This window comes from Paenibacillus sp. JDR-2 (assembly GCF_000023585.1).
Lineage (GTDB): Bacteria > Bacillota > Bacilli > Paenibacillales > Paenibacillaceae > Pristimantibacillus.
In genome coordinates, this window is sequence record NC_012914.1 from 7,171,178 (window position 1) to 7,184,930 (window position 13,753).

General features: G+C 46.9%; 16 protein-coding genes and 1 tRNA gene. 1 reads left to right on the top strand and 16 read right to left on the bottom strand.

The window, feature by feature from the left end:
* Nucleotides 1–13: 13 nt before the first annotated feature.
* The 4 genes from PJDR2_RS31550 to PJDR2_RS31565 form a co-directional block, all read right to left on the bottom strand.
* Nucleotides 14–104: transfer RNA gene (locus PJDR2_RS31550), tRNA-Ser, on the bottom strand.
* Nucleotides 105–171: 67 nt separating this feature from the next.
* Nucleotides 172–390, bottom strand: a complete 219-nt coding sequence (locus PJDR2_RS31555) for a DUF951 domain-containing protein (RefSeq protein ID WP_015847815.1) — start codon at nucleotides 388–390, stop codon at nucleotides 172–174.
* Entirely contained in the window at nucleotides 380–1,174 is a 795-nt protein-coding gene (locus tag PJDR2_RS31560) for a mechanosensitive ion channel family protein (RefSeq protein WP_015847816.1), read from the bottom strand. The genes PJDR2_RS31555 and PJDR2_RS31560 overlap by 11 nt, the downstream gene beginning before the upstream one ends.
* Before the next feature lie 108 nt (nucleotides 1,175–1,282).
* Nucleotides 1,283–1,522 (bottom strand): DUF3343 domain-containing protein, encoded by a 240-nt coding sequence (locus PJDR2_RS31565; RefSeq protein WP_015847817.1) that lies wholly within the window; start codon nucleotides 1,520–1,522, stop codon nucleotides 1,283–1,285.
* 113 nt (nucleotides 1,523–1,635) lie between these two features.
* Here PJDR2_RS31565 and yyaC point away from each other — a divergent pair, with 113 nt between their 5' ends.
* Nucleotides 1,636–2,253 (top strand): spore protease YyaC, encoded by a 618-nt coding sequence (yyaC, locus tag PJDR2_RS31570; protein WP_015847818.1) that lies wholly within the window; start codon nucleotides 1,636–1,638, stop codon nucleotides 2,251–2,253.
* On the opposite strand, the gene PJDR2_RS31575 is transcribed toward yyaC, so the two are convergent.
* The 12 genes from PJDR2_RS31575 to rpmH form a co-directional block, all read right to left on the bottom strand.
* On the bottom strand, nucleotides 2,254–2,736 hold the full coding sequence (locus PJDR2_RS31575) for a DUF4446 family protein (RefSeq protein ID WP_015847819.1): 483 nt from the start codon (nucleotides 2,734–2,736) through the stop codon (nucleotides 2,254–2,256).
* A 28-nt stretch (nucleotides 2,737–2,764) separates the two neighbouring features.
* Entirely contained in the window at nucleotides 2,765–3,922 is a 1,158-nt protein-coding gene (locus tag PJDR2_RS31580; RefSeq protein WP_015847820.1) for an aminotransferase class V-fold PLP-dependent enzyme, read from the bottom strand.
* 138 nt (nucleotides 3,923–4,060) lie between these two features.
* Complete coding sequence (locus tag PJDR2_RS31585; RefSeq protein WP_015847821.1) at nucleotides 4,061–4,918, bottom strand: ParB/RepB/Spo0J family partition protein; 858 nt, start codon at nucleotides 4,916–4,918, stop codon at nucleotides 4,061–4,063.
* Nucleotides 4,899–5,672 carry a ParA family protein gene (locus tag PJDR2_RS31590; RefSeq protein WP_015847822.1) on the bottom strand — a complete coding sequence of 258 codons (774 nt, stop codon included), beginning with the start codon at nucleotides 5,670–5,672 and terminating at the stop codon, nucleotides 4,899–4,901. Before PJDR2_RS31590 ends, PJDR2_RS31585 begins: the two co-directional genes overlap by 20 nt.
* Before the next feature lie 141 nt (nucleotides 5,673–5,813).
* Nucleotides 5,814–6,632 (bottom strand): nucleoid occlusion protein, encoded by an 819-nt coding sequence (noc, locus tag PJDR2_RS31595; RefSeq protein WP_015847823.1) that lies wholly within the window; start codon nucleotides 6,630–6,632, stop codon nucleotides 5,814–5,816.
* A 318-nt stretch (nucleotides 6,633–6,950) separates the two neighbouring features.
* Nucleotides 6,951–7,673 carry a 16S rRNA (guanine(527)-N(7))-methyltransferase RsmG gene (gene rsmG / locus PJDR2_RS31600; protein WP_015847824.1) on the bottom strand — a complete coding sequence of 241 codons (723 nt, stop codon included), beginning with the start codon at nucleotides 7,671–7,673 and terminating at the stop codon, nucleotides 6,951–6,953.
* Entirely contained in the window at nucleotides 7,673–9,562 is a 1,890-nt protein-coding gene (gene mnmG / locus PJDR2_RS31605; protein ID WP_015847825.1) for a tRNA uridine-5-carboxymethylaminomethyl(34) synthesis enzyme MnmG, read from the bottom strand. Before mnmG ends, rsmG begins: the two co-directional genes overlap by 1 nt.
* Nucleotides 9,563–9,632: 70 nt before the next feature.
* A complete protein-coding gene (mnmE, locus tag PJDR2_RS31610; RefSeq protein WP_015847826.1) occupies nucleotides 9,633–11,012 on the bottom strand; it encodes a tRNA uridine-5-carboxymethylaminomethyl(34) synthesis GTPase MnmE in 1,380 nt (459 codons plus the stop codon).
* Nucleotides 11,013–11,096: 84 nt separating this feature from the next.
* Nucleotides 11,097–11,729: an RNA-binding cell elongation regulator Jag/EloR gene (gene jag, locus PJDR2_RS31615; protein WP_015847827.1), complete on the bottom strand. Its 633-nt coding sequence runs from the start codon at nucleotides 11,727–11,729 to the stop codon at nucleotides 11,097–11,099.
* The gene (locus PJDR2_RS31620) at nucleotides 11,726–12,502 is read right to left on the bottom strand and encodes a YidC/Oxa1 family membrane protein insertase (protein ID WP_015847828.1); all 777 of its coding nucleotides are present in this window, start codon (nucleotides 12,500–12,502) and stop codon (nucleotides 11,726–11,728) included. The genes jag and PJDR2_RS31620 overlap by 4 nt, the downstream gene beginning before the upstream one ends.
* Before the next feature lie 104 nt (nucleotides 12,503–12,606).
* Nucleotides 12,607–12,960, bottom strand: coding sequence for a ribonuclease P protein component (gene rnpA / locus PJDR2_RS31625; protein WP_015847829.1), 354 nt, complete (start codon nucleotides 12,958–12,960; stop codon nucleotides 12,607–12,609).
* A 119-nt stretch (nucleotides 12,961–13,079) separates the two neighbouring features.
* Nucleotides 13,080–13,214 carry a 50S ribosomal protein L34 gene (rpmH, locus tag PJDR2_RS31630; RefSeq protein WP_015847830.1) on the bottom strand — a complete coding sequence of 45 codons (135 nt, stop codon included), beginning with the start codon at nucleotides 13,212–13,214 and terminating at the stop codon, nucleotides 13,080–13,082.
* Between the last annotated feature and the right edge of the window lie 539 nt (nucleotides 13,215–13,753).

Sequence of the window (13,753 nt, forward strand, 5' to 3'; positions counted from 1 at the left end):
TATTTACTTAATATGGCGGAGAGGGTGGGATTCGAACCCACGCACGCTTTGACACGCCTAGCTGATTTCGAGTCAGCCCCCTTGGGCCTCTTGGGTACCTCTCCGTTTGTGTCAAGCAAAAACTATATTATCACAGGCCTTGTCCCAATGCAACTGTTTTTTTGAAAAATATTAAGCCTGTTCGTTTTGCCCCGAATCCGCAGCGGAACGCAGTACCTTCTTCATGTTTTTCTCGAACTTTGCTCTCGGAACCAGAACGCTATGTTTACAGCCTACGCACTTGATACGGATATCCATCCCCATGCGGATAATCTCCATTTCATTGGATCCGCAGGGATGCTGCTTCTTCATTTGAACGATATCGCCCAGCTCGAATTGTTTACGCTCCATTCGGATCGCCGCCCCTTTCATTGCGATGATACGTTACCATTCGCGGATACGGAATGTCAATTCCGTGGCCGTCTAGCACTTTCTTGATATAAGCATTTAATGCCCTTGCTACGATCGCCTGCGTATTAGGAATGCATTCTGCCGTTATGCGTACCTTGAGCTCGGTTGACAGCATGGTCTGAATACCAAGCACCTCCGGAGGCTTAACGAGATTGTCATTCTCGAACCGTTCGAGTTCCCTGCGGATAATCACTATCGCTTTTTCCGCGTCCTCCTCGTAACCGATCGATACATCAATAAATGCAATTGAATTATGCATCGAGAAATTCGTAACCTCATTGATCATGCCGTTCGGAATAATATGAACCTCTCCCGTCCAGCTAAGGATCCTTGTTGCCCGGAGTCCAATAACCTCAACCGTTCCTTTGAATTCGCCTGTCTGAATGACATCTCCAACCGCGAACTGATCTTCAAATATAATAAAGAAACCCGTAATAATATCTTTCACCAGACTTTGGGCACCAAATCCGATAGCCAGTCCAATGACACCGGCGCCCGCGAGCAGCGGCGCGAGCTGTACGCCAAACTCGTCAAGTACAAGCATGCCGATAATGAAATATCCCGCATAGGAGATAATGTTTTTTACCAGCTTGCCTACAGTCGTCATTCTTCTGGTTTGAAGGACCATTCGACTCTCCGAGCGGTTTAATACTACCCGGTCAATCGTTTTATTAGCAATCCAGATAATAACCTGTCCAATGATGATAATAAGCGCAATGCGCAAGACCGATTGTCCAAAAACTTCCCATGTTGTCTCGCTTGTTATCCATGCCGCAATATCTTTATATTAGGCTTGAATATCCATTTTACCGCACCACCATCCTTGCCAATCCTACAGGTTAACTTGTTCATACCCGTCCTGAATCGGTTTGAAAACCCCTCTTATTTCTACATTTTCCGTCTCGATAACATGCTTGACTGTTTCCAGCTCTTCCCCAGGAAAATGAATCGATAACGCGCAGCCGGCCGTAATCTCTTTCGGAGTTGGACATATATCGATTTCAACCTCCGCATATTCCAGCAGCATCTCCGCGCGCAGCGCTTGCTGTGTCGAATCAAAGGCGATTAACATCGCGATTTCTCCTCTCCCTCACCTCATAGAACGAAACTATTGGCTTCGCGACGTATAAAATGGTTGTCCCTTCCATATACTAGTATCATATTGGCATTTATGGAGGGGATTCTATGAAACTATCTTTTATGAAGGACATTCCGTTAAAGGTTCCTTACACGGAAGCGAATGCTGTTGGGCAAATCGTCAACCGGCTTTCTCTTATGATCGACGAGATGTCCGCCGGGCGGCCTATCGTAATCGTGTGCGTTGGAACTGACCGTTCTACCGGCGATTCCCTTGGCCCACTGATCGGAACGAGCCTTTCCAAGTATCAGAGCCCCTACTTTTCCATTTACGGTACCTTAGAAGAGCCTGTACATGCCATGAACCTCGAAGAGACACTCCATCAGATCAATCGCACTTATCAAAAACCGTTTGTTATCGGCATTGATGCCTGCCTTGGGCAAGTATCCAGCATCGGCTCGATTCAATTAGGCACAGGCCCTGTAAGACCTGGCGCCGGTGTGAACAAGGAACTTCCTCCTGTCGGCGATATCCATATAACAGGCATCGTTAACGTCGGCGGATTTATGGAGTATTTTGTCCTGCAGAACACGCGTTTACATCTGGTCATGAAAATGGCCGACATCATCGCTTCCAGCGTATTCTCCTCCATTATGAACAGCATACATGTCTCTGCCCGTTCCAGAGAACAGGCAGCCGCCTTGGAACATCCGGGCACTAATTAATTACTTCGCTTCAGCTATTGCCTTGCGCTCTTCTGGAGTAAGCGTGTAGTTCGAATCGCCTTTGCTTACCGGCTTGGCGTACACATAAGTATTCTCCCGGCTGTGCAGCCCTGAGATCACTACCCCATCCTGCGCCGCATTCACCACTGCAATCGAGAAGCTGAGATCACTGCCCTGATCAGCGAACGCATTATAGCGCAGAACTCCAACGCGGCCTTTTTCCTGCTGCTGCACTTCCTTCATCTGTTCCATCTGTTTTAAGAGCTTTTCGCTTTGCAGCTCTTGTGCCGTAATGGACTGCTTCAGGTCGATAATGACTTCTTCCAAATTCGTAATGCCCGTGTTGCCCATCACTTCCACATACTGCTTTCTGAGCTTTTTCAGTCTTCTGCCAACAATTGAAATTCTAATCAATAACACGATGACCAACAATGCCAGTACAACCGTAACCCCATTCATCGGGTTATTCGTCCACTCATCCATTTCGAACTTCCGCCCCCAGAAAATTATGCTAAGAATATTGCTTCCGTATTTCTTTCACTGCTGCAACAAGGGCATCCGCTTCTTGCTCTGTTGTAAAACAACCTACGCTTGCTCGTACTGCGCCTGTTCCTGTCGTACCTGCACAGGCATGGGCCAGCGGTGTGCAATGAAAGCCCGCTCTAACCGCGATTTGATAATGCTGATCAAGTATAAAAGACATCTCAGACGGATCGATTCCGTCCGCTACGAATGCGACTATCCCCGTTCTTTGCTCGCCTAGCTTAGGCCCAAGAACCTTAATCCCGTCTACCGCTAAAAGTCCATCCATTATCCGCTGGGTTAATGCCCATTCCTTAGTATGGATGTTATGAACCGTCTCATGCAGAACATATTCGACACCCGCCTTGAGACCTGCGAGGCCGGGTGTATTTTGCGTTCCCGCCTCATATCGGTCAGGACGCACGCTAGGCTGCTCAGGAGCCTCGGATTGGCTTCCTGTTCCGCCATGCAACTGAGGAACGAGATCAACGTTAGGATGGATGTACAGGCCTCCTGTGCCCTGTGGGCCAAGCAATCCTTTGTGACCAGGGAAGGCCATCATGTCGATCCCCATCGCCTCTACATCAATCTCAAGAATACCGGCGCTTTGTGCCGCATCAACAAGCAGCTTTATACCCTTTTTTCTAGCCAATTCGCCAATTTGGGCAATTGGTGCAATGGTGCCCAGCAGATTAGAGCTATGGTTAACTATAATTAATGAAGTTTGCGCAGTTATAGCCGAAGCAATCCGTTCCGCCTGAATCCTGCCGGCCTCATCCGCCTCTACATACGTAACATGGATACCTAGAGCCTGCTTTAAATACTCCAGAGGTCTTCTTACCGAATTATGCTCAACCGAAGTAGCAATCACATGATCTCCGCTTTTTACCCAGCCCTTTATTGCCATATTTAATGCGGCTGTCGTATTGGCGGCAAATGCTATATCATTCGGATTTTTGATCCGAAACAGCTTCGCTAATTGCTTCCTCGTATCAAATAGGACCCGGCTAGCCTTTACAGCCATCCGATGACTGCCCCTTCCCGGATTTGCCGCTTCATGCAGCATGGCATGTTGCATCGCCTCAAGTACAGCCGGCGGTTTTGGCCACGATGTTGCAGCATGGTCCAAATAGATAATTCCTTCCACCTTGTTCCATCCTCCTCTCTCTTTCTTTCCTCTCAATAATCCCTCTTAAACACCATAACAGAACATAAGAATAGCATACCTTAGTTTAATCTTTCAGTACAAAGATTACAACTTTGGTATGCTAGATTTTCGCCTAAATCACGCCATATTTTGGAGCAGCTCGAGCAGTCTCTCGAGATCTTGCTTATTGTAGTATTGCAGCTCTATTTTCCCTTTATCCTTTTGCTGCTTAATCTTAACCGTCGTTTTGAAACGGTCTCTCAGCGACTCTTCCAGGCTCTCGATATACGGATCCCGTTTCTTCGACTTTGCTTTCGCTTTTGCCGCTTCTGCCGTCTCCTTCACTTCCAGCTTCTGAATCGCTTCCTCCAGATCGCGCACGCTCCACCCAAGACTGACAGTCCGGTTAGCCATGTCCTTCTGGACTGCTGCATCTTTGATCCCTACCAATGCTCTAGCATGACCCATCGAGATTGTTCCACGTGAAACATTGTCTTTGATCTCAGCAGGCAGTGCAAGAAGACGAAGGAAGTTCGCGATATGAGAACGGGACTTTCCCACCTTCATCGACAACTCTTCCTGGGTCAACTTGAACTTATCCATTAACCCTTGATAAGCCATGGCTGTTTCAATCGCATTCAGATCTTCACGCTGCAGGTTTTCAATCAAGGCAATTTCCATAACCTGTTGATCGGAAAATGCCCGAACTACGGCAGGGACCGTTGCATTACCGCAGAGCTGGGAAGCACGGAACCGTCTCTCCCCCGCAATGATTTCGTAACCCTTCAATACCGTTCGTACAATGATTGGCTGAATAACACCATGTTGCTTGATTGACTCTGCCAATTCCTTGATTGACTCGTCGTCAAACGTTTTGCGTGGTTGGTATGGGTTCGGACGCAATTGCGTCAATTGAATTTCAATGACTTTATCGTCTTCGCTTACCGAAAGCGATGGAATAAGCGCATCAAGTCCTCTACCTAGCCGCTTGCTCATACATAATCACTTCCTTAGCAAGTTCAAGATATACTTCAGCACCTTTGGATCTTGGATCATACGTAATAATAGCTTCGCCGTGAGATGGCGCTTCACTCAAACGAACATTACGCGGAATGATGGTTTGATACACCTTCTGTTGGAAATACTTCTTCACTTCTTCGATAACCTGAATCCCCAAGTTAGTCCGAGCGTCCAGCATGGTCAGCAATACACCCTCGATTTGAAGAGCCGTATTCAGATGTTTTTGAACAAGTCTTACTGTATTTAAGAGCTGGCTTAATCCTTCCAGCGCGTAATATTCGCATTGAATTGGAATGATAACCGAATCAGCCGCTGTTAAAGAGTTAATTGTCAGCAGGCCAAGCGACGGCGGGCAATCGATCAGAATATAATCGAATTGATCCTTAACAAGGGACAACGCCTTTTTCAGACGAAGCTCACGCGAAATCGTTGGTACCATTTCAATCTCGGCACCGGCGAGTTGAATCGTCGCTGGAATGATCTTCAGACCATCAATTTTCGTTTCAAACATTGCATCCTTTGGATGCACATCGTTAATAAGCACATCATAAATACAGTTATTTACATCTGCTTTGTTAATGCCAATTCCGCTTGTCGTGTTACCTTGTGGGTCAATGTCAACGAGCAATACTCGTCTACCGAGTGTTGCCAGGCAAGCCCCTAAGTTAACAGACGTTGTCGTTTTACCAACACCGCCCTTTTGATTGGCTATTGCAATGATTTTAGACAAACTTGTTCACCTCTGTGTCCAAACTTTTAAATCCCCTGATGATCAAACGGTGAAACGTATCGATATAAACGGTTTCGCCGTCCTCAAAGAGGACGGCCCGGATTAGTACTATTACGTTCATCATAGATGACTTACGCAAAGCTAATTTTTCGGTATATGAATAGTAATTTCATAAAAATCGCCAAGGTCTTTTTCGTCCGCTTTAATTTCCATCCCCGTGCTGGACACCATCTGTACAGCCTGACGAATGGTATTAAAAGCAAGACGCGTGTTCTTCGGCATCGCAAAACGCTTCGTTTGTTTCGCCTTCGGCTCTTCCTTCAGAGAAGCAATACGATTCTCCGTCTGTTTGACGTTTAGTTCCTTCGTAATGATCTCCTCGAGCACCTGGTTCTGAAGCTCTTCCGTATCAAGAGAAAGCAATGCTCTCGCATGTCTCTCTGATATTTTACGACTAGCAAGCGCCTCTTTGACAGTGTCATTTAATCCCAGCAAGCGAAGCTTGTTTGCAATTGTAGATTGGCTCTTGCCTAAACGCTGCGCAAGGCTCTCCTGTGTCAGCTCATGAAGTTCGATCAGCTTCTGGTAGGCCACGGCTTCTTCAATCGCCGTCAAATTTTCACGTTGCAGATTTTCGATCAATGCGATAGATGCCGTCTGTGAATCGTTAAATTCGCGGATAATAGCCGGAATTGTATCGTATCCAAGCTTTGTTACCGCACGCCAGCGACGTTCGCCTGCAATAATTTCATATCTGCCATTACGTGCGCGAACAACAATGGGTTGAATAACGCCATGTGTTTTGATCGTTTGGCACAACTCATCGATACGTTCGTCATCGAAGATTGTCCGAGGCTGGAATGGACTCGTATCAATATCTTGAATAGGAATCTGCCGAACCTCTTCTTGACCGCTCCGCTGATCACTTAGACCGAACAAACGGGAAAATGATTCTTTCATATTATCTACTCTACCACCCGACCAAGAAACCATTACCGTTATATTGGTTGGTTTCCAAGATGTGCTGCTATGCATTAACGGGTATATTCCCGTTACTACCATTTTATATATATTCCCTCTTACAAACAACCTCATTTAAGAGACTAGCGGTTGTGCTAGAAACCCTATGTAAACCCCTGACAAAACGGGATTCTTTCTCTACTCTTTTATTTCGACTTCACTTTGGTTTTTTCCTGCTTGATCTTCGTAATATTTCAGATTGACGCAAATAAAAACTCCGTATGTTCCACGTGGAACATACGGAGTTTTTATTTGCGGTTACACAAGCGGCAGCTTCAGCGGAGTGCCTGCTTTGCGCGGATATTTTTTTGGAGTGGCGTCTGTCTTATTGATGAGCACAATATAGCGCTCTGACTGTTCGAAAGGCAATTTGAAGGCATGCTCTGCACGGACCTTCGCTTTAAGCTCACGTAAACTTACAGCAGCCTCCTTTACCTCTTCCACACTTTGCGAGCCTTTCATGGCGGCAAAGGTTCCGTTCTTTCGCGTGAATGGCAGGCAAAATTCATTCAATACATTCAGACGCGCAACCGCTCTTGCCGTTACAAGATCGAAGGAATCCCTATACGCTGGCATTCTCGCGATATCCTCGGCACGGCCGTGAACACAGTTCACATTCTCGAGCCCGAGCTCTTGAACCAAATGGTTGAGGAATTGAATTCGCTTATTCAGTGAATCTACAATGACAACTTTCAAATGCGGGTAGCAAATCTTGAGTGGGATACTTGGAAAACCCGCTCCGGATCCGATATCGGCTATACTGCCTACTTCTTTCATATTAACGAAGAACGATAACGAGATCGAATCGTAAAAATGTTTCTCGAAGACGGCATCCCGTTCAGTTATACCCGTTAAGTTCATTTTCTCATTCCACTCCACCAGCAAGCGGTGGTAGGAGTCGAATTGCTCAAGCTGTTTCGGGGATAACAAAATACCGTTCTCCCCCAGCAGCTTTTCAAACCATACATGCGTCTCTGTCATCATTGCCCTCTCGCTGCCGTCACACGGTTATAGTGTTCCAAATAAACAAGCAAAATGGAAATGTCTGCCGGAGTGACGCCTGCAATCCGCGATGCCTGACCGATCGACAAAGGGCGGATATCCGCCAGTTTTTGTTTTGCTTCCGATGCCAAACCATGCACTTCACTGTACACAATATCATCCGGAATTTTCTTTTTCTCCATCTTGCTCAAGCGTTCAACCTGATGCAGCTGCTTCTCAATATAGCCAGCATACTTGATCTGAATTTCTACCTGCTCCTTCATTTCTTCCGTCAACGGAAGCTCCGAAGGCGACAACTGCTCGAGCAGCGCGTAAGACAATTCCGGACGGCGAAGCAGCGACAAAGCATCCATTGTAAAAGCAATAGGCGCTGAGTTGGCAGCATCGAGTACCGGCTGAGCAACCTCTGGCTTAATTTTCACCGTGCCAAGCCGTTCGATTTCTTGAGCCACAAGTTCTTTCTTATTAAGAAAAGCCTGATAACGTTCTTCTGAAATAAGTCCGATTTCATAGCCGGTCGGAGTTAAGCGAAGATCTGCATTATCATGACGAAGCAGCAAACGGTATTCGGCACGGGAGGTCAGAAGACGATAAGGATCGCTAGTGCCTTTCGTCACCAGATCATCAATCATTACGCCGATATAGCCTTGGGAACGGTCGATAACAACCGGCTCTTTCCCCTGCACTTTGCGCGCTGCATTAATACCCGCAATAATGCCTTGGCCTGCTGCTTCCTCATAACCGGAAGTGCCGTTGATTTGTCCAGCCGTGAATAATCCGTCAACCAGCTTTGTCTCCAGCGAAGGCCATAGCTGCGTCGGTACAACCGCATCATATTCGATCGCATAGCCGTTACGCATCATCTCAACTTTTTCCAAACCTGGAATAGATCTCAAAATACCAAGCTGTACATCCTCTGGCATACTTGTCGAAAGCCCTTGTACGTAATACTCCGACGTATGCTTGCCTTCCGGCTCCAGGAAAATTTGATGCTTTGGCTTATCTGCGAAACGAACGATTTTATCTTCAATAGAAGGACAATAACGTGGGCCTGTGCCTTCAATTGCTCCGGAGAACATAGGGGCACGGTGCAAATTATCGTTAATGATTTTATGGGTAGCCTCCGACGTATACGTCAGCCAGCAAGGAAGCTGTTCATTGTCGGAGGATTTCGTTTCATATGAGAAAAATTTCGGATTATCATCGCCCGGTTGAATTTCCGTTTTCGAGAAATCAATCGTATCCTTATGCACGCGCGGCGGTGTTCCTGTCTTGAAGCGCGCGAGCTTAAAGCCCAACTCCTTCAAGCTTGCAGACAGCTTAACAGATGGCTGCTGGTTATTCGGGCCGCTCTCATACATCAGCTCGCCCATAATAATTTTGCCGCGCAGGTAAGTACCCGTCGTAATAACAACGGCTTTGGCCCGGTAGATAGCGCCTGTTTTTGTTACGATACCGGCAATTTTGCCGTCTTCGACAATCAGATCTTCCGCCATGCCTTGGCGAAGCGTCAGATGATCCGTTTCCTCGATTGTCTTCTTCATCGTATGCTGATAGGAGAACTTATCCGCCTGCGCGCGCAACGCGTGAACAGCAGGTCCTTTACCCGTATTTAACATCCGCATTTGAATAAATGTTTTATCAATATTGCGGCCCATTTCTCCGCCTAACGCATCAATCTCGCGGACGACATGTCCTTTTGCAGGTCCCCCGATAGACGGGTTACATGGCATAAAGGCCACCATATCCAGGTTGATTGTAAGCAAAAGCGTCTCGCAGCCCATTCGAGCGGAAGCAAGCGCTGCTTCCGCTCCGGCATGACCCGCCCCGATTACAATCACTTCATATTGCCCAGCTTCATAGGTCATTTTTCTTATCCCTCCAATTCATCGAACCGCTCACGGGATACAAACCCTGCCGGTCGTCATCGTTATTTCTTTATTTTCCTAAGCAGAACTGCGAGAAGATCTGGTCGATCAACGAATCGCCAACCTCATCCCCTAATATTTCGCCAAGTGATTCCCAAGCCGAACGTACATCGATCTGAATCAAGTCAATCGGAATGCCGGCATTCGACGCATCAATGGCATCAATAAGCGACTGCTGCGCCCGCTTCAACAAAGAAATATGCCGAACATTGCTGACATATGTCAAATCTCCGGAGTCAAGCTGACCTTCAAAGAACAGCTTGCTGATCGCTTTCTCCAGCCGATCCAGTCCATCTTCTTCGCGCACCGACATGCGGACAATACGCTCTTCATCGATCAATGCCTCAATCTCAGCCATCTCGAGCTTCGATTCCAAGTCCGATTTATTAATAATAAGGATAAGCTGGCGGTCCTTCACCTTCTCCAGGAGCGCTCGGTCATCCTCATGAATAGGCTCATTATTGTTAAGCACGAACAAGATCAAATCGGCTTCTTCCAGCGCATTATGAGAACGTTCTACGCCAATTCGTTCCACGACATCGTTTGTTTCGCGAATACCTGCCGTATCAAGCAGTCTAAGGGGAATATGATTAAGCGTCACATACTCCTCGATAACATCCCGCGTTGTACCGGGAATATCCGTCACGATCGCTTTATTCTCCTGTGCGAGCATATTAAGCAAGGAAGACTTGCCTACATTCGGGCGTCCCACAATTGCGGTCATAATGCCCTCTCGCAATATTTTACCTTCATTCGCCGTTTTTAACAGCTTGCCGATCTCCTCTAGGGCAGATCCGCTTTGTTCTCGGATATAAGCGCTTGTCAGATCCTCGACATCATGCTCGGGGTAATCGATATTAACTTCAATATGAGCAAGCAGCTCAATCACCGTCTGCCGAAGAGCTTTGATCCGCTTCGACAAAGTTCCCTCTGCCTGCTTGCGCGCAACCGAGAATGCCCGGTCCGACTTCGAACGGATCAGGTCAATAACCGCCTCCGCCTGCATTAGATCAATCCGACCGTTCAGGAAAGCTCTCTTCGTGAACTCGCCCGGCTCCGCAAGCCGCATACCATCCTGCAGAAGCACTTGGTCGAGCACCTTCTTTACCGCCACAACGCCGCCATGGGCATTAATCTCTACGACATCCTCTGCCGTGAACGAACGGGGGCCACGCATGACGGTTACAATAACCTCTTCAACCTGTTCCCCATTCTTCGGATCTATAATATGACCGTATTGTACGGTATGCGTTGCCGCATCCCGCAAATCGGTTCTTGAACGAAAAATTCGCGCAGTTCCCTCTATCGCATCGGGACCACTTACACGAATAATGGCTATGCCGCCCTCTCCGACTGCTGTCGAGATCGCCGCAATAGTATCGTGTACCATCAGCTTTTATGCACCTCTCAAATGGAAAAACAGCAATGACCACGGGAGCCATTGCTGCGAATAGGATAACGTATGGATCTAACTTTACATCTGCTTTTCCTTTAAAGCAATAACAACTCGCCGATTTGGCTCATCGCCCTTGCTGTAAGTTTTTACCCTTGGGTGGTTTTGAAGCTGGGAATGAATCACTTTGCGTTCATGCGACGACATCGGCTCCAGCACGACCTCTTTCTTCGTGCGGACTACTCTGCCGGCAAGGCGTTCCGATAATTCCTCCAGCGTCCTGCGGCGACGCTCGCGAAAATCCTCCGCATCAAGCACGATCCGAAGATGGCTGTCCGAGAATCGATTTGCCACAATGTTAACCAAGTACTGCAGCGCGTCAAGCGTTTGACCGCGCCGGCCAATCAGCATGCCAATGTCCCCTCCGCCCGAAACGGACAGATAAGTCGCTTCTTTCGTTTGTTTCCGTTCGATAGCGATCGTAAGTCCCATCGCCTCTGACACATCACGAAGAAATTGCTCTGCTTCAATCGTTGGATCCGGTATAAGCTCCAGTTCAACCTTCGCTTCCTTTACGCCAATGAGTCCGAACAGACCTTTGGAAGGCTGCTCCATAACGAGCACTTTGACGCGATCCTTGGTTACATTTAATTGTGTTAAACCGCTCCGTACAGCATCATCAATCGTTTTTCCTGATGCTACGATTTTCTTCATTTCGCGAGGGCCTCCTTACCCTTGTTTGATGAACGAACGTACAGGAAGTAGTTTTGAATAATGGTGTAAAGGTTACTGAAAATCCAGTACAGCGGAAGCGCCGACGGGAAATTAAGGGCCATCACGAAGATCAGGACCGGGAAGATCATAAGCATCGCTCCCATGCCCGGCATCGTTTGCGTTTGCTGCTTCTGCATCATCTTCGACTGAACAAATGTCGTAGCTGCCGCAATGATCGGGAGGAAATACCAAGGTCCCGGTTCACCAAGCTGCAAACCCAGGAACTCGTGCGTACGAACCTCAGGATTCCAGTAGATCGAATTATAAAGCGCCATAAACACAGGCATCTGAACGAGTAGCGGCAAACAGCCGGCCATAGGATTGACCTTGTTCGCCTGGAACAGCTTCATCGTCTCTTCCTGCTGTTTTTGCGGATTATCTTTATGTTTCTTCTTAATCTCGGCCATTTGCGGCTGAATCGCCTGCATCGCCTTCGAGCTGCGGTACTGCTTGAGCGTTAACGGCAAAATCGCCGTTCTTACAATAATCGTAATGAGCAGAATAGCTAGTCCATACGAACCATTGAACCAGTCTGCGAACTTATCAAGCGTAAGGGCAAAGTAATAAACAACATTCTTCTCCCAGAAGTTGCCGTGCTGTAAATCCGATGTACTCGTCGTTGCATTATGCGGTGCGCAACCCGATAGCAGAACAACCATCAGCACCATACCCAGTACGAGCAGCCACTTGCGGTTTCCTTTTAAAACCAACACCAAATCTCCTCTCTGAACACTCCATACTAAGCATTATTTTATTGACTAAACTATACCATAAATAATAGGACAAAGAAACAACTTGGAAATGCTGGCCACTATTGCTAATAACGCGCGTCCTTCTTCAGCAAACCGGCCTTCTTCAGCACGTGAAAAATGCTCTTCTCCAGCTGCTTCGACTCCATCTCAACCGCAGGTTTTCTTACTATTAAAATAAAATCGGTATTCGGAACGATTTTTTCACCGTTCAAACGGACGATTTCCTTAATAACTCTCCTCATCCGGTTGCGCACAACCGCGTTACCGATTTTCTTGCTGGCGGAGACGCCTAACCGGAATGGCTCCGCTACCGGCTGCCTCGACCAATACACAACAAACTGTCCATTGGCAAACGATTTGCCGTAACGATAGATCCGATTGAAGTCGGCGCGGTTACGCAGACGCAATTTTCTTTGCACGACCAGGCTCACCGTTCTTTCTTCATATTAATAACCCTTTATGTATGCTTGCCCTGCGGATCTACTTATCAGTATCGCCCGCAGGGCAAAAAAAAAGACCACCCGACGTGGTCTTTTGCTTATGCGCTAAGAACTTTTCTGCCTTTTTGACGACGCGCTGCCAAAACTTTACGTCCGTTTTTCGAGCTCATCCGTTTGCGGAAGCCATGTACTTTGCTGCGTTTGCTTACATTCGGTTTAAATGTAGGTCTCATCTGAACTGCACCTCCCGTATATCAAGTACTCAAAACAGTACGGCTTAGCGCCGATCTGCTTGTTCTCTGTAAACAGCTAATTTTTGAAACACGCTTTTTTTATTAAACCACGCCGGGCTGCAAAAGTCAATTAAAAACGCTGCTATCCAAATATTGTGGATAAATGTATGGAATGAGTACCTTTGTCGGAAAACTAATAACATGTGCATAGTTTTTCGGGACTTTAGACGAACTTTGTCGAAATGGTAACAAGATATTAACAATATGTAGTGGTGTAGATAACTTTTATGCACAAGCTATTGAATTTGTGGATAAAATCTCACTATTCGTTGAAATACAAGGGATCTTTTGCTATGATTATTATGTTTTCGGTGTGAATACCTCATCGATTTAGCATCTTTTATCAACAGCCTGTGGATAACAATGTGAACAAACTCATCCCCTATTCATAACTCATGTTCCTATTATTCTTCATATTGTGGGTATTTCGTAATAATCACCATTCATTCGACATGATTTGGCTTAATTGCGCCTATTCG